Raw genomic sequence first — 21,350 nt, forward strand, 5'->3', positions numbered from 1 at the left:
GTGATCAGGCCGGCGCGCGGAAGCGGTCGAGCGAGAAGAGCGAGGTGTCGAATGCCACGGGCTGGCCGGTGGCCATGTCGGCCAGCACTTCGCCGATCGCGCTCGCGAACTTGAAGCCGTGTCCCGAGCAGGGCGACGCCACGATAACGCCGGCGTGCTGCGGGTGCGTGTCGATCAGGAAGTGGCTGTCGGGGAGGTTCGTGTACATGCAGGCCGCCGTGTCGCGAAGCGCCCCGTTCGCGTCGGGCATGTACGCCGCCACCACCTCGCGCATGAACGCCACCTCGGCATCCGTCACGGTGCGCTGCAGCGTGTCCGGGTCCGCCGGCACGCCGTGGTGGTGCAGGGCCAACTTCACGCCGTCACCGGTGTCGGGAAAGCCATACCAGGTGAGGTCGGCGCTCAGTTCGTGGATGAACACCGGGAACCGCGCCGGCGCGAATGCCGCATGGTCCCGCACGGGATCGAACCAGTACAGCAGGTTGCGCTGCACCACCAGCGGCAGCGAGAGCCCGGGGCACATCGCCCCCGTCCAGGCCCCCACCGTGAGCACAAGTCGGTCGGCATGGTGACGGCCATGCTCCGTCTCCACCTCGATGCCGCTCGCCACCGCACGCCAGGCGCGCACCGCCTCACCCGTGCGCAGCTCCGCGCCGTGCACGAGGGCAAGGTCGATGCAGGTGCTGATCGCGAGCTCCGGGTCGAGCATGCCGGCGCGCGGCTCGAGGATGCCGACGTCATCGTCGCGCAGGTGAAACGCGGGATACCGGTGCCGCACCTCGTCGGCCGTCAGCACCTCGTGCGCCAGGCCATGGAGTTCGGCGCTGTGGCGCGCACCGCGCACCACGGTGCTGTCGCGGCTCCCGAGCATCAGGCCACCGGTCTGGCGGAAGATCGACATCCCCGACTCGAGCTCGATCGCACGCCAGCACTGGTAGGCGCGCTGCACCAGCGGCACGTAGCGGGGATCCTCGAAGTACGCCTCGCGGATGATGCGCGACCGGCCGTGTGACGAGCCGTGGTCGTGCGGCGGGGCGTAGCGGTCGATGCCGAGCACCTTCAGCCCGCGATGCGCGAGCTGGTGGAGCGTGGCGCTGCCCATCGCGCCCAGCCCGGCGACGATCACATCCCAGTGTGGCGTGGCGGTGCCCATGATCAGGCAACGATGCCACCGCCCCGCGGACCCGTCAACGCACCGGCAGGCGCCGCACCCGGCCCGGGGTCAGGGCGTGCCGGTGGCGCTGATGGTGACGGGATCGATGGAGGCCGCCCGCACCAGTGCGCTGTTCGCACCGGCCGCCGGGCCCAGGGTCCACTTCACGGTGGCCTCGCCCGAGGTGTTGGTGATGATGCTCTGCGGCGAGATGGCCCCGCCACCAGTCGCGATGGTGAAGGTGACGTTGATGCTGTCCATCGGCACGTTGTCGCCGCCGAGCACGCGGACCACCACGTTGTTCGCCAGCGCCACGCCCGCCCGGCCCGACTGGTTGTTCCCCTGGGCGATCACGATGTCCCGCGGCACGATGCCGGTGGCGGTCACCCGCAGTGCCTCCACGCCGGGCGTGGTGGCGGTGAGCACCTGCGCCGCATCGGGGCCCAGGGTCCACTTCACCCGCGCCTCGCCGTTGGCGGCGGTGCGCACCGACGCCGCGTCCCCCGCCCCACCGCCCTGCACCACCACCAGCGTGATCGGCGCGTTCGCGATGCCGGTGCCATCCGCAGCGGTCGCACGGAGCCCGATCGGCGCCTTGAGTGTGCGACCGGCCTGGCGTGCCTGCAGGTTGCCCGACACCACGGTGAGCAGTGCCACGGCCTCGGGCTCGACGGTCTTCTTGCAGCCAGCCAGGGCCAGCAGGAGCAGGACGGCCGTCGCGCAGCCGATGCGCGCCCGGGCCGGGATGCGTGTCATGGTCTTCACGTCGCGTCTGGAGGGTTCCCTCCCGAGTGTCGGACGTGGCACCGCAAAACTGTGGCGCGGCGCGCCGCTGCAACTACGCGGCGATCGCCTGCCAGAGGAGCGCGGCGGCGGCCGCACCGAGCACCGGCCCGAGCACCGGGACGGCCGCATACCCCCAGTCACTGTGCCCCTTGTTCGCAATCGGGAGGATCGCATGCGCGATGCGCGGCCCGAGGTCGCGCGCGGGGTTGATCGCGTAGCCGGTGGGGCCGCCAAGGCTCAGGCCGATGCCCCAGACCAGTGCACCCACAAGGGCGGGACCGAGGTTGGTGGCCGGCGTGGCACCGTTCACCCCCGCGCTGCCGATGGCAGATGCCACCAGGACCAGCACCGCGGTGCCGATCGCCTCGCTCAACGCGTTCGGCCCGAGGCGCCGCACCGCCGGCCCGGTGCAGAAGCAGGCCCGGATGGCGTCCACGTCGCGCGTGAGCGGCCAGTGATTCAGGTAGTGCAGCCAGACCAGCGTGGCGCCGACGATGGCGCCCGCCAGCTGCGCCGCGATGTGGAAGACGGCATCCCCCGTCGACCGCGTCCCCGCCAGCACGTTGGCGATCGTGGCGGCGGGGTTCAGCTCGCCCGGCGCCCCCAGGCTCACGGCCACCAGGACACCGGCCAGCACCGCCAGCGCCCACCCCGTGGTGATGGCGATCCATCCCGCGTCCTTCGCCTTCGACTCAGGCAGCAGCACCCCGGCCACGACGCCGTTGCCGAGCAGGATGAGGATCGCGGTGCCGACGAATTCGCCGAGGGTGCTGGAAGGCATGACGGTGTGGCCAGGGGTCTCGAAGGACGGCAGGGGCCGGCACCCGCGCGCCGGCGCAACGCGCGCGAAACCTAGGCGATGGGGCACGCCGGCGGACGCGACGAACGTCCTCGTCGACCTGACCTGACTCTGCGGCGTCAGCGTTGCCCTGACCCACCCCGGCGGGCATCTTCCGGCACGCGCCGTCCTCCGTGACGCGCTCGTGACCGCCCCTGACCGGGCATCGTCGGTTCCCACCGCCGACTGCCCCCTCCCTTCCGGCTCACGTGCCGTTTCCCAGCCTTCCCCGCCGCAGCAGTTCGCCCCTGATCCTTGCCGTGGCCATCGGGCTCGGCACGCTGGTGCTGAACGTGCTGCTCACCCGGCAGATCGCCGAAGTGGAACGGGATGCCCGGGCGATCGCGGAGTCGTGGCTGGCGCGCTCGGCGACGCTGGCCTCCTTCGAGGCGGACGTGCGGGAATTCCGCCGCCAGGAGGCGCTGGCGGCACTCAGCGTGTCCGACAGTGTGCGGTCCGGCCACATCCGGCGGCTCGACTCACTGCGCCGCCGGAACGATGGCGCGGTGGCCACCCTGCGTGCGCTCGACGAGCAGAGCGCCAGCGACACGACCGGGACCGTGGCCCTGCGCCTGAAGTGGCAGGAGTACCGGGAACACGCGTTCACGGACCGCGCGCTGCCAAGTGGCGAGGGCAGCGCCGCGCTGCAGGAGTTCCGGGACCGTGAGCCGCGCTATCAGGCCATGCTGGCGTCGGCCGGCGAGGCACAGGCGGCGATGCGGGCCGGCGCCCAGGGCATTGCACTCCGCACGCAGAACTCACCCCGCTCGTCGCAGGGACTGCTGCTGGCGCGGCTGCTCCTGCTGCTCGCCGCCGTGGTGCTGGCGGAACTGCTCCGCCGAAGCTGGAAGGAACGGGCGGAGGCCGAGCAGCGGTGGCACGACGTCGCCGACCAGTCGGTGGGGGTGGTGTTCGAAGTCGGGCCGACGGGACGGGTCCGGTTCTGCTCGCGTTCCGGATGTGAGGTGCTCGGGGAGCCTGCCGAGCGGGTGTCGGGGCGCCATGCGCTCCGCTTCGTGCACCGCGCCGACCGGCGCCGCGCGCTCGAGATGGTGCGCGAGGCGCTGCCGGGCGCCGCGCCGCTCCGCGACCTCGAGGTCCGCATCACCCGGCGGGACGGCAGCATCCGCTGGCTCGCCATCAGTGCGCAGGCACTGCGCGCCGGCGACGGCGCGCACGACGGGTTCCGTGGCCTGGCGGTGGACATCACACGCCGCGCGCAGGCCGAACAGGCGCTGGCGCAGGGCCGCCGCATCGAGGCGATCGGCACCCTGGCTGGCGGCGTGGCCCACGACCTGAACAACGTGCTCACCGCGGTCCGCGGCTACGCGCAACTCGCACAGTCGCAGCTCCCGGTCCAGCACCACGTGCAGCACGACCTCTCGGCCATCACCGCCGCGGCGGACCGCGGGGCGGCGCTGGTGCGCCGCGTGCTGCAGTTCGCGCGGCAGCCCAGCGCGGAGCGCCATCCGGTGGAGGTGTCGGAACTGGTGCACGAGGTGGTGCAGCTCCTGCGCCCGCAACTGCCCCCCGGCGTGAAGGCCGAGGTGGACCTGCCCGGGCGGGAGACGTTCGTCATGGCCGATCCCACCGAGCTGCACCAGGTGGTGGTGAACATCGCCTCGAACGCCGTGCACGCCATGAAGGTGCGCGGCAGCGTGCTGCGCTTCACCGTGCGCTCCACGGCGACGGACGTGGTGGTGTGCGTCAGCGACGACGGGGATGGCATGGCACCCGACGTGCTGGAACGCGCGATCGAGCCGTTCTTCACCACGCGCGAGATCGGTGACGGCACCGGCATGGGCCTCGCGGTGGCGCATGGCGTGGTGACGGCGCTGGGCGGGTCGCTGCAGATCGAGTCGACGCCGGGCGTCGGAACGACCGTCACGGTCCGCGTGCCCCGCAGCGCGGCGGCGGAGCCGGCCCAGCCCACCGGGCCCACACGTGCCCCGCTTGCCGGCGATGCGCTGCGGGTGATGCTGGTGGACGACGATCCACATGTCCGCAACACCGTCGCGCGGCTGCTCACGATTGCCGGCCACGCCGTGGAGGTCTACGCCGCGGCCGGTCCGGCACTCGAGTCGCTGCACGCCGACCGCCACGGCATCGACGTGATCCTCACCGACCTGACGATGCCGGGGATGAACGGGCTCGAGTTCGCCGCCCACGTGCAGGCGATGCCGGGCGCGCCACCGGTGGTGATGTGCAGCGGCTACCTGGACGACGCGACCAGCCAGCAGGCGTACGCGTTCGGTGTGCAGTCGCTGCTCGACAAGCCCGTGCAGTCGGCGGACCTGCTCCGGGTGCTTCACGAGGCGGCGGCGCTGGCACGCACCCCCTGAACTCAGGCGGTGGCGAGCGGGAAGAAGAGGTGGAACACAGTCCCGCGCCCGACCACGCTCTCCACCGCCACGTGGCCACCGTGCTGTCGCACGCCGCCGTAGACGACCGACAGGCCGAGCCCGCGCGTGCCGCTGCCGCGCGCCGCGAAGAAGGGGTCGAACACGCGCGAGACGGCGTCGGCGGCGATCCCCTCGCCGGTGTCGAGCACCCGCAGGTGCGCCCAGTCGCCCCCCGCGATCGAGATCCCGTGCAGCCGCTGCGTGCCGTCCAGCCGCAGGCTGCGCGCCGCGACCGTGAGGGAGCCGCCGTCCGCCCGCATCGCATGCACGGCGTGCGTGCAGAGCGTCACCAGCGCGCGGTCCACGAAGGTGCGGTCACCGCGCAACGGCAGCGGCTGCGGCGCCGGCAGCAGGTGAAGCCGCACGGTCGAAGGCACGAGCTGCGGCGCGTGCTCGGCGAATTCACGCACCGCGTCGTTCAGGTCGAACAACGCCGGCCCGACGGTCTCGTTGCGGCTGAGGAAGGTCAGCGTGCGCGTGAGGTGCACGGCGCGCAGCACGGCATTCTCGATCGCGTCGAGGTCCTCCGCAGGGTCAGTGCCGGCGGCGAGGGCCGCCTTGGCCGAGCCGGCCGAGGTGAGCACCACGTTCAGCACATTGTTGAAGTCGTGCGCCACGCCGCCGGCCATCGCGGCCAGCGCCTCCATCTTCCGCGCCTGCAGCAGCTGCATCTCGAGCTGCCGTTGCGTGTCGAGCAGGATCGCCAGCGCGAGCCGGTCGGCCAGCGACGCCACGAACTGCTCCTCGAGCGCGGTCCACTCGCGCGGCCCGCCGAGGTGCTCCACGCACACGATGCCGAACGTGCCCTTCTGCACGCGGATGCCGCTGTCGAGCAGCGCACCGATGCCGTACGCCTCCACGTAGTCCTGCATCTCCTGCAGCGCCGGGTGCGTCCGCGCCGAGTTCACCGGCAGTGTGCGCGCGGCGTGCAGCGCGCTCCAGTAGGCCGGGTGCCGCTCCCGCGAGATGATCGCCGGCTCCTCCTCGATGGCACCACGCACCCACGCCACCGGGCAGACCATTGCCGAGCGCTCCCGGTCGTACTGCCACAACGAGAGTCGCTCGACGCCGAGCGCCAGTGCGCCGGCTTCCGCGATGCTGGCGAAGACCGTGACGAGGTCGTCGCGATCCAGTGAGGCCAGCTCGAGCAGCACGCCGTCGAAGCGCCGCGCATCCGCCTCGAAGGCGCGGAGGCGCGCGGCGGCCGTGAGCCGCGATTCGTCGGAAGAGGGGGACGTCACTGGCGCGTCGAGCTGGGGTAACCGCGGCCGGCTGATCATCGCCGGCACGAAATTAGACGCTACTTATCATACTCGGTCACAACGCCCGATTCCACCGGCCACGCCTGCCGTGTGTACGACGCACGACTCCGGGGCAAGGTACAGGCGGTGCCGCGCCACTGGAGTACTGCACGATGGGACACGCGGGCGGCGCGACCGCTGCAGAGCGTGTTCCCGGGCCCGCGCGTATCATCATGCCGCGCGGACGCCACGGCAGTCCCAGCGGACCGCGGCGGCACCTCACCCGGACCCGATCGTCATGTTCCTCCGCCTGTCTGCCCTCGCGATCCTGGTTGCCTGCGTCGACGTGTCCCCCGTCACCGCGCAGGGGCCGCAGTCGGCGGCGTTCGCGCGTGTCGTCGACGCGTACCTGGACGGCTTCGCCTCCCGGCACCCGTCCATCGCAGCCGGCAACGGCCTCCACCAGCACGACGACCGGCTCGACGACTTCTCGGCGGCCGCCATCGCGCGGGAGATCGCGACGCTGAAGCGGGAGCGCGCCCGGCTGCGCGCCTTCGACCCTCGCCGCCTCACCCCCGACGAGCGGGTGGACCAGCGGATCCTGGACGGCATCATCGATGGCTGGCTCCTGGAGCAGGAGACGCTCCGGAACTGGACGCGGAACCCGATGCTGTACGCCTCCGCGCTGTCCGACGGCGTGAGCAACCTGATGACGATGGAGAATGCGCCGGCGCCGGTGCGGATGCGGCGGCTGATCTCCAAGCTGGCCGGCGTGCCCGCGCTGCTCGCCGCGGCGCGGACGAACGTGCGCAACCCGCCGCGCCTCTTCGCCGAGCGGGGCGTCACCTTCATGCGCGGCGCCGCTGGCATGCTCCAGACCGATGTGCCGCTGGCCTTTGCATCGGAGCGCGGCACGCCGCTGATGGATTCCCTGCTGCGCGCGACGGCGGTGGCCGGCCCGCAGATCACCGCCTACGCCGACTGGTTGGAGCACGAGGTGCTGCCGCGTGCCACCGGAGACTTCCGCATCGGCGCCGCCGCGGTGGCGCGCCGGTATCGCGCCGAGGAGCTGATCGGCGAGCCGTTGCCGGCGCTGGTTGCGATCGGTGAGCGGGAGCTGGCGATATATCAGCGCCAGTTCCGCGAGGCCGCCGGCCGGCTGGCCCCCGGACGCGATCCCCAGGCGGTGTGGCAGGACGTGCGCCGCGATCACCCCCCGCGCGGCGACGTGGTGAAGGCCACGCAGCGCCTCGTGGATTCGCTCACGGCCTTCGTGGTGCAGCGCGGCCTGGCGGTGGTCCCGGCCGGCGAGCGGGTGCTGGTGGCCGCCGCGCAGCCCTTCGACCTGGGGTTCGCGTCGATGCACGCCTCGCCACCGCTCGAGAACCCGCCCGTCACGAGCTACTACCGCATCACCGACGCCGCGCCGTCGATGCCGGAGGCCGAGGCCGAGGCATGGCTGGAGCGATACAACTACGCGTCGCTGGTGAACACCTCGGTGCACGAGGCGATGCCGGGCCACTGGCTGCACTCCACCTACATGCGACGCACGCCGGGCAAGGTCCGCCGCATCTGGATCGGGCTCAATCCCTTCCCGCAGCCCTCGTCGGGGCAGGACGGCTGGGCGCACTACACCGAGCAGCTGATGGTGGAGGAGAAGTTCGGCGGCGGTGATCCGCGCCTCGAGCTGGCGCAGCTCAGCGATGCGATGACGCGCGTCTGCCGGCTGCTCTCGGGCATCCGTGTGCACTCGGGTCAGTGGACGCTCGCCGAGGCGCAGGGCTGTTTCGAGCGCGAGGCCTACATCCCGGCGTCGGCGGCGAAGCGCGAGGCCGAGCGCGCCACCTACGATCCGACGTACGGCGGCTACTTTCTCGGCAAGCGCGGCCTGCTCACCCTGCGCCGTGACGTGGCGGCGAGACTCGGCGCCCGGTTCGACCTCCGCACCTTCCACGAACGGTTCATGACCAACGGGATCGCCCCCATCTGGGCCCATCGCCAGCTCTTCCTGCCGGGCGACACCGCCCCGGTGATCCAGTGACCGCGCCGGCACGCCGGGTGCGCGTCGGGGTGCTTGGCGCGGGGGCGTGGGCGAAGTTCGCGCACCTTCCCGGGTACAAGCGCGATCCACGCTGCGAGCTGGTCGCCATCGCGGACCCGGTGATCGAGCGGGCGCGGGAGTTCGCCGCGGAGTTCGGGATCCCGCACGTCTACGGCTCGCACGAGGAGCTCATCGCGCGTGCCGACCTGGACCTGGTGGATGTCTGCACGCCGAGCGCGACGCACTTCGCGCTGAGCTGGGCCGCGCTGGAGGCGGGCAAGCACGTGCTCTGCGAGAAGCCGGTGGCCTACGACTACACCGAGACGCTGCGCGCGGCCGCGTTCGCGAAGTCCCGGGGGCTGAAGACGAAGCTCGGCTTCACCTTCCGCTACAGCCCCGCGATGCGGTACATGAAGGAGCTGATCGACGAGGGGTTCGTGGGCACGCCGTTCATCTTCAACGGCTACGAGCAGAACTCGCAGTGGCTGGACCCGCAGACCCCGCTGCGCCAGGTGGACGTGGAGGCCGACCAGTCGGTGATCCAGGTGTCGTCGCTGGAAGGGTACGGTGCCCCGATCATGGACATCGGGCACCTGTTCATGGGCAGCCGCTTCGAGCAGGTGGTGGGCACGATGCGCAACTTCATCCCCGAGCGGATGGTGCGGCAGACGGGCACGATGATGCGCATGAACATCGACGACGGGGACATCTTCATCGGGGAGTTTGCCAGCGGCGCGATCGGGTCGATCCAGACCAGCTTCGTGACGGTGGGCAACTACCCGGGCATCGAGGCGCGGGTCTACGGCAGCAAGGGGGCGCTGATCTGCCGGCTGGTGGAGGAGAACGGCATCTGCGAGGTGCTGAAGGCCGCCACCGGCGACCAGGTCGAGTTCCGCGAGCTGGAGATCCCGGCGCGGTTCTACCCGCCGGGAGGCAACCGCGAGGAATCTTGGCGATCGCTGTTCTACGCCAACCTGGTGAGCTCGTTCATCACCGAGATCCTCAGCGACGGGCCGGAGAACGAGGGCAGCTTCGAGGACGGCGCGCACGTGCAGGAGCTGATCAATGCCGTCGAGCTGAGCTTCCGCGAGCGGCGCTGGGTCGCCATCCCCCTCGCACCCGCGGCGGCCTCCTGAGCAAGGCACTCGAGCGCTTCCTGGCGCAGTACCACTCGCGCCACCCGGTCAACGCCACCTTCCACGGGCTCCACGCCCTGGACGACCGGCTCCCCGACTGGTCGGTGGAGGGGCGCGCGGTGGAGGCGGCGGAAATGCGCCGCCTGCGGGCCGAGCTCGCCGACACGGAAGGGGCGACGGTCGCCGCGATGCGGCGCAACCCGGTGCTGCTGGATGGCGAGCTGGCCCGCGCCAACCTCGACGTGCGTCTGGCCGAGCACGACAGCGGCTACTTCCATGCGCGAAACCCCGCGCTCTGGACCGGCGAGGCGATCTTCGGAGTCGTGGGTCTGATGATCCGCGACTTCGCGCCGCTGCCGGAGCGGCTCCCCGCCATCGCGGCACGGCTGCGCGCGATCCCGGCGTTCCTCGCCGCGCTGCCGGCGGCGATCACGGTGCCGGTGCCGGCCCCCTGGCTGGCGCGCGCCGCGCGCGAGTGTGACGCCGCCGACGGCCTCTTCGACCGCGGGCTGCGGGCGTGGCTCGTGCAGGAGGGAGTGGGCGATGATGCGGCGGCCCCGGTACTGGAGGCCGCGACACAGGCGCGCGCAGCGTTCGCGACGCTGGGCACGTGGGTGGACGCGCACCAGTTCGCCGACGAGGCCGATTGCGCGGTGGGCAACACCACCTTCAGCATCCTGCTCCGGCGCGGCCACTGCTGCGACCGCACGCCGCGCGAGCTGCTCGAGGCGGCGCTGGCACAGCTCCCGCGCCAGCAGGAGCGCCTGGCCGCGATGCTGGAGGAGTTCGGCGGCACCTGGGAGGGGGCGCAGGCGGCGCTGGCCGCCGACCGCCCCACCACGGCGACCTACTACGCCACCTTCGAGCGGCGCTGGCACGACTGCCGCGCGATCGTCGAGGCGCATGACGCCGTCACCTGGGGCGACTGGCCCATCCGGTACGTGCCGATCCCGCCGTGGGCGCGCGAGTTCGCCCCGCAGCTCTACTGGCTGTTCTACCGCTCCCCCGCCCCGTTCGACCCGTACACCGTCTACGACTACGTGGTGACGCCGGTCGACGCGACGATGCCGCACGACGAGCAGGAGCGCCGCCTGCGGGCGTGGAACAACAGCACCATCACGCTCAACCACGTGGTGCACCACGGCGCGGTCGGCCACCACGTGCAGAACTGGCACGCGCGGTACCGCGCCACGTCACGCATCGGCCGCATCGCCGCCACCGACTGCGCCAGCCGCATCGCGATGTTCCAGGGCGGCTCGATGGCCGAGGGCTGGGCCTGCTATGCCACGCTGCTGATGGGGGAGCTGGGCATGCTGACGCCGCTGGAGCAGCTCTCCGAACAGCACACCACCGTACGGATGCTGGCGCGCGCGATCGTGGACATCCGCCTGCACCTGCAGCTGTGCACCTTCGGCGAGGCGGTGCAGTTCTATCAGGACGTGGTCGGCATGTCGATGGACGTGGCCACGGCGGAGACGACGAAGAACTCGATGTTCCCGTGCACGGCACTGATGTACTGGCTTGGCACCGGCACCATCCTCGCGCTGCGCGAGGAGCTGCGCCTGCAGCACGAGGTGCGCGGCACGCCGTTCGTGCTGCGCACCTTCCACGACGAGCTGCTGAGCCGCGGGGCGATCCCCGTGATGCTGGCCGCCACCCTGATGACGGAGGGGGACACGTGACGCGTGCACTGGTGGTCCCGGCCCTGTTCGCGACGGCCCTGCTGCTGGGTGGCTGCGGCGGCGAGACGGCCGGTGGGGCGAAGGGCGGTGCCGGCACCCCAGCCGGCGACCTGCTCGTGATCGGGTACGACCGCGAGCCCGACACGATGAACCGGTATGCCACGCACATCCTGGAGGACATCGAGTCGTGCGTGGTGGAGGGGCTGGTCACCAATGACGAAAAGATGCAGGTGGTGCCGGTGCTGGCGCTCGAGGTGCCGGAGCTCGCCAACGGCGGTGTGACGCTGCGGAAGGACGGCGGCATGGACGTCACCTGGAAGCTGCGGCCGGGCGTGAAGTGGCACGACGGGGTGCCGCACACGTCGGCCGACGTGAAGTTCACCGTCGACGCGATCAACAAGGGCGACTGGAAGCCGGAGAGCGTGGACGGCTTCGACCGCATCTCGTCGGTGGACACCCCCGACTCGCTGACCGCGGTGGTCCACTATCGCGAGGTGTATGCGCCGTACCGGCTGCAGTTCGTCCGCGGCACCCTGCCGCGGCACCTGCTGGCGGGGAAGAACATCGACGCGGCCACCGAGTACAACCGCCGCCCGCTGGGCACCGGGCCATACCGCGTGGCCGAGTGGAAGACCGGCGAGCACATCCTGCTGGAGGCGGCGCCCGGGTACTGGCGTGGCGCCGAGTACCCGAAGATCCGGCGGCTGCTGTTCCGGTTCCTGCCCAACACCACCACCCGCATCAACCAGCTCAAGTCGGGTGAGGTGCAGATGGTGGCGCTGGTGCCCTGGGACAAGGTGCGCGAGCTGCGCGGCCTGCCGGCGGTGCGGCTCAACCAGGTGGTGGGCAACGGCTACGAGCACGTGACGCTCAACCAGCGCCATTTCCCCCCGTTCGCCGAGCTGGCGGTGCGCCGCGCGATGGCGCATGCCATCGACCGCAACCTGATCGTGGGCACGCTGCTCGACGGGCTGGTGACGGTGGTCGACGGCCCGATCCAGCCACTGTCCAGCGCCTACGAGAAGGAAGTCACCACCTATCCCTACGACCCCGCTCGCGCCCGCGCGCTGCTCGACTCGGCCGGCTGGCTGGTGGGCGCCGATGGCATTCGCGCCAAGGGGGGCACGCGCCTCGCCTTCACCCTGATCACGCAATCGGGCTTCGCCATCCGCGAGAACGTCTCGCAGGCACTGCAGCAGCAGCTGCGTGCCGTCGGGATCGACGCGCGCGTGCAGCTCATCGACGGCACCTCGATCAGCAGCGTGTGGTTCAAGGGCGACTTCGACGCGATGCTCCACTGGTGGCAGCAGGGCGCCGATCCCGAGATCACGCTCTTCTTCGCCGCCGACCGCATGCCGCCGGCCGGCCGCAACATCAACTACTTCCGCGACGACACGCTGACGCGGATGCTCTACGAGTCGGACCGCACGGTGGACGAGGGCGCCCGGATCGCGCTCCTGAAGGCCGCGCAGCGCCGGCTGGCGACGCTGGTGCCGGAACTGCCGCTCTACAACACCTCCAAGGTGGACGCGGTGCCGGCGACCCTCACCGGCTTCACGGGCAATCCCACCAACGCCGGGCCGTTCTGGAACGTGCACCAGTGGCAGCTCACGCCGCGATGAGCGGCCGGCACCCCAGCCGCGGCGCGTGACGCCGGCACGGCGGTGATCCGGTTCGTGGTCCGGCGCGTGGCGCAGGGGATTCCCCTGCTCCTCGTCATCTCGCTGCTCACCTTCGCGCTGATCCATGCGGCGCCGGGCGGGCCGCTGTCGACGTACCTCGAGAACCCCAACGTCCGGCCCGAGGACATCGAGCGCCTCCGGAAGGCGATGGGGCTCGACCGTCCGCTCGGCATGCAGTACCTGTCCTGGCTGGCGGCGTTCGTGCGCGGTGACTGGGGCTTCAGCTACGCCGACGGCCGTCCCGTGCTCGACCGGATGGTCGAGCGCATCCCGGCCACGCTGGAACTCGTCGGTGCGGCGTGCGTGATGGCGTTGCTGGCCGCCGTGCCGGCCGGCATCGTGGCGGCGGTGAACCGGCGCTTCGACCGGGTGAGCTCCGTGGTGGCGGTGGCGGGGATCTCGCTCCCGGTGTTCTGGCTCGGGCTCGTGCTGCAGCTCGTCTTCGCGGGGGCGCTGGGCTGGCTGCCGTCGTCGGGGCGCGCGTCGTTCGACGGCGGCGGCCTGGCCGACCGCCTCGCCCACCTCGTCCTGCCGGCGACCGTGCTCGCCGCCGCTCTCTCGGCGGCGTGGTCCCGCTACCTGCGCCGTGCGATGCGCGACACCGTCTCACGCCCCTTCATGCGCGCGGCGCGCTCCCGCGGCATCGGCGAGCGCCGCCTGCTGCTCCACCATGCGCTGCCGAATGCGCTGCCGACGTTCGTGACCGTGGTGCTCCTCGACGTGTCGATGATGGCCTCGGGCGCGGTGGTCACGGAGAGCATCTTCGCCTGGCCCGGCATCGGGAGCCTCTTCACCGAGGCGCTCGCGCGCCGCGACTACGCGGTGCTGATGGCGTTCCTGATGTGCGGCTCGGTGGCCGTGATGCTGTTGAACCTCGTGGCCGACCTGGCGGTGCATGCAATCGACCCGCGCACGCGGGAGGCCGCATGAGCACCGGCACGGCGGAGACCGCGGAGTCGTCGCGCCGCGCCCCGGTGATCGCCGCGTCCCTGCTGGCCGTGCTGCTGGCCGGCGCGGCGCTGGCCCCGCTGCTGGCACCGTACGCGATGGATGCGCTCGACCTGGCGCACCGCCGCGCCGCGCCATCCGCACTCCACTGGTTCGGCACCGATGAGCTGGGCCGCGACCTGCTCACACGCGTGCTCTACGGGGCCCGCGTCTCCCTCGCCATCGGACTCATCTCGGCCCTCGTGAGCGCGGCGATCGGCGCCGCGGTCGGGGCCGTGGCGGGGTACGCCGGCCGGCGCACCGACGACGTGCTGATGCGCGTCACCGATGCCATGCTCGCGATCCCGCGGCTGCCGCTGCTGATGATCACCGCCGCGGTGCTGCAGCCCGGCGTGCCGATGCTGGTGCTGCTGGTGGGGCTGGCGGGGTGGATGGAAACCGCGCGGGTGGTGCGGGCCGAGGTGCTGTCGCTCGCGGCGCGCGACTTCGTGTCCGCGGCGCGTGCCATGGGCGCCACGCCGCTGCGCGTGATCCTGCGCCACGTCCTCCCCGGCGTCCTCCCCGCCGCCGCCGTCGCCACCACGCTGGCCGTGGGACGGGGGATCCTGCTCGAGAGTGCCCTGTCCTTCTTCGGCGTCGGCGTGCAGCCCCCCACCGCGTCCTGGGGCAACATGCTCTACCAGGCGCAGACCACCATGACCAGCGAGCCGTGGCTCGCGATCTTCCCCGGGGCGATGATCTTCCTCACGGTCCTCGCGTGCAATGCCGTCGGTGATGCGATCGGTGCGGCGAAGTCCTGACTGCGACTCCAACTGAAACTGCAACAGCATCCACGCAAGGCGCAAAGGGGCGCAAAGGGGCGCGAAGGACGCAAAGGACTGCTTTCTTGGGAACAGCGCGCGCATCGAATGCTCCGCGCGTCGGAGAAGGGTTCGCAAGCCGCGATGCGTGAGCGCGGACACGGAGCTCCGCGATACACCGCTGTTCACCTCGACTTCGATGTGCCTCGCATTCGGCGACCTTGGCCGCACGCGCCGAACTCTTTGCGTCCTTCGCGTCCTTTGCGCCTTTGCGTCAAGGCCGTTGCAATTCGATGGCGCGACGATCGCAGCGATCAGTAGCCGCGATCGCGATCGACGACCCACTTCGGCACCTGGCCGGACTCGAACGTCGCGAGGCACTCGAGGAAGCCGTCCACGGCGCCCTCGATCGTGGTGAGGCCGGAGACGTGCGGGGAGACCATCACCCGCGGGTCGGCCCAGAGCGGCGAGGTGGCGGGGAGCGGCTCCACCTCGAAGACGTCGAGCGCCGCGCCGCGGAGCCAGCCCTCGGCAAGGGCACGCGGGAGGAGCGCCTCGTCCACCACCGCACCGCGGCCGGCATTCATCAGCACGACGTTGCGGCAGGCCGAGAGGACCTGCTCGTTCACCAGCCCGCGGGTGGCGGGGGTGAGTGGCACCGTGAGGATGAGCCAGTCGGCGCGCGACGCGACCTCCGCCAGCTCGTCGGTCGTGTGTCGCTCGCCGAAGATCACCGGGTCACCCTGGCCGGTGCGCGACACGCCGCTGACGCGACAGCCGAGCGCGGCGAAGAGCCGGCCGACGTGGGTGCCGACGTCGCCCATGCCCACGACCACCACGTGCGTGCCGCGGAGCTGGCTCACGTCCTGCGGGGCCCAGCGATGCTCGCGCTGCGCTGCGGCGAACTCCGCGAGCTTCGTCACGAACGCCAGCGCCCGCGACAGGGCCCACTCCGCGATCATCGGCCCGAACGATTCCGGCGTGCGGGTGAGCACGACGTCGCGCGAGAGCTCCTCCGGCTGCAGCCAGGCGTCCACCCCGGCGCCGGTGCTCTGCACCCAGCGCACGTTCCCCATCGTCGGCAGGGGCGGGCGCTTGAAGCCGATGTAGGCGTCCGCCCAGTCCAGGTCATCGGCCGTCACGGCGCTGAAGACGGCGCCGCGGAGCTCCAGGTCGGGGCGTCGTGCGGCGATCAGTGCCGACATCGCCGCGTGGGCGTTCTGGCCGATGACGACGCGGCGGATGGGCAGGACCGAGGGCATGGGGGCGATGCGGTGCGTGGGGTGAGTCGCCGGCGACGGCGCGGCGACACGGTCGGCGGCGCGGTCGCCGGCGCGGCGGGCGTCGGTCCGGACCGCGAAGCTAATGTGTCATGACCGGCCAGCGGGGCGCGCGCCGTCGAGGTCGACCGCGGCTGCCACATGCAAGCGGCACTTGCGCCGGTCCGGACGGGTCCCCTTGCCCGTGCACGTCGTCATATTCCCGGCAGGTCGACCCGGACGCCGTTCCGCCCGGGCCTCGTGAGTCGTGCAACCCACTGTGCCACAAGCACCGGGAGGACGTAGTGCAAGAGCCGCAGTATGACGCGATCGTCGTGGGATCAGGGATCTCCGGCGGCTGGGCTGCCAAGGAGCTCGCCGAGAAGGGCCTCAAGGTCCTGATGCTCGAGCGCGGGAAGGACATCGAGCACATCAAGGGCTACGTGAACACGCAGAAGGCGCCGTGGGAGTATCCGCATCGCGGTGGTCGCACGAAGGCGATGGAAGCCGACTATCCGGTGCTCAAGCGCGACTACCCGCTCAACGAGAAGAACCTCGACTGGTGGGCGAGCGACAAGGAGTCGCCGTACACGGAGACGAAGCGCTTCGACTGGTACCGCGGCTACCACGTCGGCGGCCGCTCCCTGATGTGGGGCCGCCAGAGCTACCGTCACGGGGACCTCGACTTCGAGGCGAACGCGAAGGACGGCATCGCCGTCGACTGGCCGATCCGCTACAAGGACATCGCGCCCTGGTACGACTACGTCGAGACCTTCGCCGGCATCTCCGGCACCCGCGACGGCATCGAGTCGCTGCCCGACGGTGTGATGATGCCGCCGATCGACCTGAACTGCGCCGAGAAGGACATCTCCGGCAAGCTCGCGAAGGCGTACGGCGGCAAGCGCCACCTGATCCCGGGCCGCGCCGCCAACATCACGCGCCCGCACCACGGCCGCGGCGCCTGCCAGTCGCGCAACGCCTGCTGGCTCGGCTGCATCTACGGTGCCTACTTCAGCACCCAGTCGTCCACGCTGCCGGCCGCCATGGCGACGGGCAACCTGACGCTGATGCCGTACCAGATCGTCTCCGAGATCATCTACGACAAGGACCGGAAGCGCGCCTCCGGTGTCCGCGTGATGGATGCCATGTCGATGAAGACGCGCGACTTCAACGCGAAGATCATCTTCGTCTGCGCCTCCACGCTGAACTCGACCTGGCTCCTGATGCGCTCGGCCACCGACATCTGGCCGGGTGGCCTCGGCAGCAGCTCGGGTGAGCTGGGCCACAACCTGATGGACCACCACTTCCGCCTCGGCGCCCGCGGTGACATCGAGGGGATGGAGGACCAGTACTACTACGGCCGCAAGCCGAACGGCTTCTACATCCCCCGGTTCCAGAACGTGGGCGCCGACAAGCGCGGCTACCTGCGCGGCTTCGGCTACCAGGGCGGCGCGAGCCGCGGCGAGTGGGGCCGTGCCGTGGCGGAACTCGGCATCGGTGGCGACTACAAGGACGACGCCGCCGCGCTGGGGCCGTGGAGCATCGGCAGCACCGCCTTCGGCGAGATGCTCCCGAACCACGACAACAGGATCACCATCGACACCACGAAGCAGGACAAGTGGGGCATGCCGGTGCTCAACATCGACTGCGAGATCAAGGAGAACGAGCTCCTGATGCGCAAGGACATGATGGCCGACATGGCGGAGATGCTGACGGCGTGCGGCGTGAAGAACGTCAGCACCTACGACGGCGGCTACTCGCCGGGCATGGGCATCCACGAGATGGGCACGGCGCGCATGGGCCGCGACCCGAAGACCTCGGTGCTGAACGGCAACAACCAGGTGTGGGATGCGCCGAACGTGTTCGTCACCGATGGCGCGTGCATGACGTCGGCCGCGTGCGTGAACCCGTCACTCACCTACATGGCGCTGACGGCACGCGCGGCGGACTTCGCCGTGAACGAGCTGAAGAAGAACAACCTCTGATGCGCCACCGCTCCCTGACCACGCTGCCGGTGCACCGCGCACCGCTCACCACCGGGACCTGAGAATGCCGTCGACTCCTGAAGAGCCGCAGTCCACGATCGACCGTCGCGAGGCCGTCAAGCGCGTCACGTTCATGCTGGGTGGCATGGCGCTCGTCGGCAGCAGCACCGGGCTGCTCGCCGCCTGTGCGAAGGACCAGCCGCGCGACACCGCCACCGCCACCGGCACCACGACCTTCTCTGCCGGCGACATCGCCACGCTGGACGAGGTGGCCGACACCATCCTGCCCGAGACGGCCAAGTCGCCGGGCGCCAAGGCGGCGCAGACCGGCGCCTTCATGGCGCTGATGGTGACCGACACCTACACGCCGGATGACCAGAAGATCTTCCGCGACGGGCTGGCCGCCCTCGACGAGGCGAGCAAGAAGGCCAACGGCGGCGCGGCCTTCGCCGCCGCCACGCCGGCACAGCGCACCGCGCTGCTGACGGCGCTGGACAAGGAACAGTTCGACTTTCAGAAGTCGCGCAAGCCGGGCGAGGCGCAGCACTACTTCCGCATGATGAAGGAGCTCACGATGCTCGGCTTCTTCACCTCGGAGATCGGCTGCACGAAGGCGCTCCGCTACAAGGAGTCGCCGGGCCCGTTCCAGCCCTGCGTGCCGTACAAGGCGGGCGACCCGGCCTGGGCGCAGCACGCCTGAGCGGACGCCGTCGCTCCCGCTGAACGCACGGGCCTTCACGACGCTGTCGTGGAGGCCCGTGTCGCGTGCCGCCCCGTCTCTCAGCGCCGCGCCACCGGCCAGGGGCTGACCAGGTTCACCAGCAGCTTCGCCGCCCCGCCCTGCGCGGCCTCGAGCTGCTGCGCCAGGCAGAGCGACGTGTACACCAGGCGTCCCTTACCCACCGTCGCGACCAGCACCGACGGCTCGACGCGCCTGCGCTGGCGATCCTCCACCACCAGCGGCACCGTGTGCCCCGCGTACAGCCCCGTGGCCACGCTGCAGCTCCGGTCACCGGCCCATTCCTCGAGGGCCGCCTCGCGGACCACGTTCGGCTGCGAGAACAGCGGTGAGCCCGGATCCACGAACGTGATGCGTGCACCACGCACGTCGTCGTCGGGGGTGGGGTCGCGCTGTTCGACTGGCACCGGAAAGAGCTGGCTGCGCGCGAGTTCACGGCCTCCCGGCAGCACCAGCACCACCCCGCCCCGCGCCATGAAGGCGCGAAGCACCGGCGTGGCAAGCAGCGCCGCCTCGCCGCGGAGCGCGCCGGCGCCGACGATCACCGCCGTGACCGCGCTCAGGTCCGCCACCGGGAGCAGCGCGAGGTCCAGCGACTGCACCGGCAGGCGCAGCTGCTGAAAGGCCGGCCGAAGGTCCTCGGTCCCCCGGATGTACGCCACCCGGAAGCGCGCCGGCAGGCGCAGCGCCACGCTCTCCATCCGGTCGCGCGCGAAACGCACGAAATGCTGCGCCGGGATGTGGGCGTACTCGTTGATCACGACCCCGAGGTTCACCACCGGCGGCTGGATCGCCACGCCATCCACCATCGCCATCGCCGCCACGCTGCGCGCCGCGACCTCCGCGGTGTGCTCCCCGGCGGGCAGGGCGCCGCGCAGGCGGAAGAAGACGTTCCGGGCACTGAGGGGCGGCAGCGGCACCAGCTTCGACACCGAGTCGGCCGTGAGGCCCGCTGGCAGCGTGAGCGACACCGCCACCGTGTCGGCGCTGGAGCGCGCATTCGAGACGAACACACGGAAGAGGCGGTCCACCGGCATCCCCGCCCGTTCATACTCCGCCCCGCGCTCGAGCAGGATCGACGTCTGTGGCACCCCGATGACGGGATGCCGCAGGTCGCCGCGCACCGCGCTGGCCGCCCGCGTCGCGAGTGGGCGCACCTGGATCGGCACCTCCGCCCCGGCGATCACCACCGTTGCCTCGACACCGGCGGCGGCGAGCCGATCCTCGCCCAGCAGCAGCTGCGACGGGAGCGGCGCCCCCGCTCCGCCCACGCGCAGGCGCTGCAGCGCGGTGCCCTGCTGCATGCCGTTCACCTGCCACCAGTGGCGCGTGGGAACCACGAACCGCACCGGCGCCGCGAAGTGGGCGGTCGCACCAGGCGCCAGCGCGATGGCGGTGTCACGCACCAGCGGCGACAGCCGCCCCTGCGCCATCAGCGCCAGCCGGCGCAGCACAACCGGCTGGCCGCCGCCGTTGTGCACCGTCACCTGCACCATCGCCGAGTCGCCCGCCGCGACCAGCTCACGCTCGGCGTTCGCATCCACCACCAGGCCGGCGGCACCGACCAGCGCCGTCGTGGCGCGCTCGCGCACGCGGTTGAGCGTGAGCGCGAGCTCGCCGGCGTCCCCGCCGCAGGTGGGCACCGTGGACGCCTCGCGGCACTCCAGCTCGAGGCGCGCGGCAATCGCGAGGCGGACGACGGAGGCGAGGTGCGCGACGAGCGAGTCGGCATCGAGCGACCGTGCGCGGCCCGCCAGCCGCACCACCTGCATGCGCAGCGAGTCGAAGGCGGCACGCCCCGCGTCGGCATTGGCGCCGGCCAGCCGCGCCAGCGTGGTGTCGATTCCGCCGAACAGGTCCGGGTCGCGGCCGGTGCGGGCGCTGTCCAGCCGCAGCCAGCGCATCGACGCGCCGAGCGACGCGGCCGCGACAGGCCCCTGCGTGCGGTGCAGCCGCCGGATGTCGGCGCCGATCTCCGCGTAGCTGCGCCCCTCGGCACGGTCGAACTCCCCGACGTCGATGCGCGTGAGCGCACCGCTGGCACCGGCACTGTCCACGCGGGTGAGCAGCCGTGACGCCTGCCACGCCGGGAGTCGCGCCGTCGCCAGCGATGGCAGCCGCCCCGTGTCTGCCGCCGCCTGGAACGCCATTGCCGCCAGGCGCGCGGTGTGCCGTCGCGTGGCATCGGGCTCGCTGTCGGCACGCACCAGCGCGACGATCACCTGGGGCCGGAATGCGCGGATCACCGTCACCATGTCCACCAGGAGCGAATCCGCCGGCCAGGCACGGGCGACGTCGGCGTCAGCGCTGAGCGCCCCGGTGTCGAACGCCCGCGTGAAATACTGGTGCGCGCCATCACGCTCGCGTCCCGCCAGGAGCTCCGCCGTGCGCACCACCGCCAGCGGCGCGTTGCGCTCGGCACCGATCACGTTGCGCCCCGCCTCGCCGCGTGTGAGCGACAGCACGGCCGTCTCGACGTGCCGGCCGCGTGACAGCCACGCGATGAGTGCGTTGTCCTCGTCCTCCGGGCGCGTGCCGATCAGCAGCACCCGCGTGCTGCCACCGAGGTGCGCCGCCTGGTCGCGCCAGGCCTGCGCCATCGCGGGTCGCGCGACACAGGCACAGAGCGCCACCGTCAATGCCAGCGCGCGCCTCACG

The 21,350-nt window shown here is 71.6% G+C and carries 15 protein-coding genes; 9 read left to right on the plus strand and 6 right to left on the minus strand.

The window, feature by feature from the left end:
- Positions 1–4: 4 nt before the first annotated feature.
- The 3 genes from solA to IT355_01975 form a co-directional block, all read right to left on the minus strand.
- Positions 5–1,153, minus strand: a complete 1,149-nt coding sequence (solA, locus tag IT355_01965; GenBank protein MCC7052002.1) for an N-methyl-L-tryptophan oxidase — start codon at positions 1,151–1,153, stop codon at positions 5–7.
- A 69-nt stretch (positions 1,154–1,222) separates the two neighbouring features.
- The gene (locus IT355_01970) at positions 1,223–1,909 is read right to left on the minus strand and encodes a hypothetical protein (protein MCC7052003.1); all 687 of its coding nucleotides are present in this window, start codon (positions 1,907–1,909) and stop codon (positions 1,223–1,225) included.
- A gap of 82 nt (positions 1,910–1,991) precedes the next feature.
- The gene (locus IT355_01975) at positions 1,992–2,720 is read right to left on the minus strand and encodes an aquaporin family protein (GenBank protein MCC7052004.1); all 729 of its coding nucleotides are present in this window, start codon (positions 2,718–2,720) and stop codon (positions 1,992–1,994) included.
- A 317-nt stretch (positions 2,721–3,037) separates the two neighbouring features.
- On the opposite strand from IT355_01975, the gene IT355_01980 reads away from it, so the two are divergent.
- Positions 3,038–5,119, plus strand: coding sequence for a response regulator (locus IT355_01980; protein MCC7052005.1), 2,082 nt, complete (start codon positions 3,038–3,040; stop codon positions 5,117–5,119).
- 2 nt (positions 5,120–5,121) lie between these two features.
- Here IT355_01980 and IT355_01985 read toward each other — a convergent pair whose 3' ends face one another.
- The gene (locus tag IT355_01985) at positions 5,122–6,420 is read right to left on the minus strand and encodes a GAF domain-containing protein (protein MCC7052006.1); all 1,299 of its coding nucleotides are present in this window, start codon (positions 6,418–6,420) and stop codon (positions 5,122–5,124) included.
- A 298-nt stretch (positions 6,421–6,718) separates the two neighbouring features.
- Between IT355_01985 and IT355_01990 the strand changes: the two genes are divergently transcribed.
- The 6 genes from IT355_01990 (at position 6,719) to IT355_02015 (ending at position 14,709) form a co-directional block, all read left to right on the plus strand.
- Entirely contained in the window at positions 6,719–8,461 is a 1,743-nt protein-coding gene (locus IT355_01990) for a DUF885 domain-containing protein (GenBank protein MCC7052007.1), read from the plus strand.
- Positions 8,458–9,597 carry a Gfo/Idh/MocA family oxidoreductase gene (locus tag IT355_01995; protein MCC7052008.1) on the plus strand — a complete coding sequence of 380 codons (1,140 nt, stop codon included), beginning with the start codon at positions 8,458–8,460 and terminating at the stop codon, positions 9,595–9,597. Before IT355_01990 ends, IT355_01995 begins: the two co-directional genes overlap by 4 nt.
- A 134-nt stretch (positions 9,598–9,731) precedes the next feature.
- Positions 9,732–11,279 (plus strand): DUF885 family protein, encoded by a 1,548-nt coding sequence (locus tag IT355_02000; protein MCC7052009.1) that lies wholly within the window; start codon positions 9,732–9,734, stop codon positions 11,277–11,279.
- Positions 11,276–12,901 carry a peptide ABC transporter substrate-binding protein gene (locus tag IT355_02005; protein MCC7052010.1) on the plus strand — a complete coding sequence of 542 codons (1,626 nt, stop codon included), beginning with the start codon at positions 11,276–11,278 and terminating at the stop codon, positions 12,899–12,901. The genes IT355_02000 and IT355_02005 overlap by 4 nt, the downstream gene beginning before the upstream one ends.
- Before the next feature lie 42 nt (positions 12,902–12,943).
- Positions 12,944–13,891, plus strand: coding sequence for an ABC transporter permease (locus IT355_02010; GenBank protein MCC7052011.1), 948 nt, complete (start codon positions 12,944–12,946; stop codon positions 13,889–13,891).
- Entirely contained in the window at positions 13,888–14,709 is an 822-nt protein-coding gene (locus IT355_02015) for an ABC transporter permease (GenBank protein MCC7052012.1), read from the plus strand. Before IT355_02010 ends, IT355_02015 begins: the two co-directional genes overlap by 4 nt.
- 314 nt (positions 14,710–15,023) lie before the next feature.
- Here IT355_02015 and IT355_02020 read toward each other — a convergent pair whose 3' ends face one another.
- Positions 15,024–15,971, minus strand: a complete 948-nt coding sequence (locus IT355_02020) for a D-2-hydroxyacid dehydrogenase (GenBank protein ID MCC7052013.1) — start codon at positions 15,969–15,971, stop codon at positions 15,024–15,026.
- A 302-nt stretch (positions 15,972–16,273) separates the two neighbouring features.
- Between IT355_02020 and IT355_02025 the strand changes: the two genes are divergently transcribed.
- Positions 16,274–17,953: a GMC family oxidoreductase gene (locus tag IT355_02025; GenBank protein ID MCC7052014.1), complete on the plus strand. Its 1,680-nt coding sequence runs from the start codon at positions 16,274–16,276 to the stop codon at positions 17,951–17,953.
- A 64-nt stretch (positions 17,954–18,017) separates the two neighbouring features.
- Positions 18,018–18,653 (plus strand): gluconate 2-dehydrogenase subunit 3 family protein, encoded by a 636-nt coding sequence (locus IT355_02030; GenBank protein ID MCC7052015.1) that lies wholly within the window; start codon positions 18,018–18,020, stop codon positions 18,651–18,653.
- Positions 18,654–18,733: 80 nt separating this feature from the next.
- Here IT355_02030 and IT355_02035 read toward each other — a convergent pair whose 3' ends face one another.
- The gene (locus IT355_02035) at positions 18,734–21,349 is read right to left on the minus strand and encodes a PIG-L family deacetylase (GenBank protein MCC7052016.1); all 2,616 of its coding nucleotides are present in this window, start codon (positions 21,347–21,349) and stop codon (positions 18,734–18,736) included.
- Between the last annotated feature and the right edge of the window lies 1 nt (position 21,350).

Source organism: Gemmatimonadaceae bacterium (genome assembly GCA_020851035.1).
Classification (GTDB): domain Bacteria; phylum Gemmatimonadota; class Gemmatimonadetes; order Gemmatimonadales; family Gemmatimonadaceae; genus JACMLX01.

Coding starts and splice junctions, on each gene's coding strand:
- IT355_02020 (MCC7052013.1), bottom strand. CDS start 15,971: ATGCCCTCGGTCCTGCCCATCCGCCGCGTCGTCATCGGCCAGAACGCC.
- IT355_02015 (MCC7052012.1), top strand. CDS start 13,888: ATGAGCACCGGCACGGCGGAGACCGCGGAGTCGTCGCGCCGCGCCCCG.
- IT355_02030 (MCC7052015.1), top strand. CDS start 18,018: ATGCCGTCGACTCCTGAAGAGCCGCAGTCCACGATCGACCGTCGCGAG.
- IT355_02000 (MCC7052009.1), top strand. CDS start 9,732: ATGCGCCGCCTGCGGGCCGAGCTCGCCGACACGGAAGGGGCGACGGTC.
- IT355_01970 (MCC7052003.1), bottom strand. CDS start 1,909: ATGACACGCATCCCGGCCCGGGCGCGCATCGGCTGCGCGACGGCCGTC.
- solA (MCC7052002.1), bottom strand. CDS start 1,153: ATGGGCACCGCCACGCCACACTGGGATGTGATCGTCGCCGGGCTGGGC.
- IT355_01990 (MCC7052007.1), top strand. CDS start 6,719: ATGTTCCTCCGCCTGTCTGCCCTCGCGATCCTGGTTGCCTGCGTCGAC.
- IT355_01975 (MCC7052004.1), bottom strand. CDS start 2,720: ATGCCTTCCAGCACCCTCGGCGAATTCGTCGGCACCGCGATCCTCATC.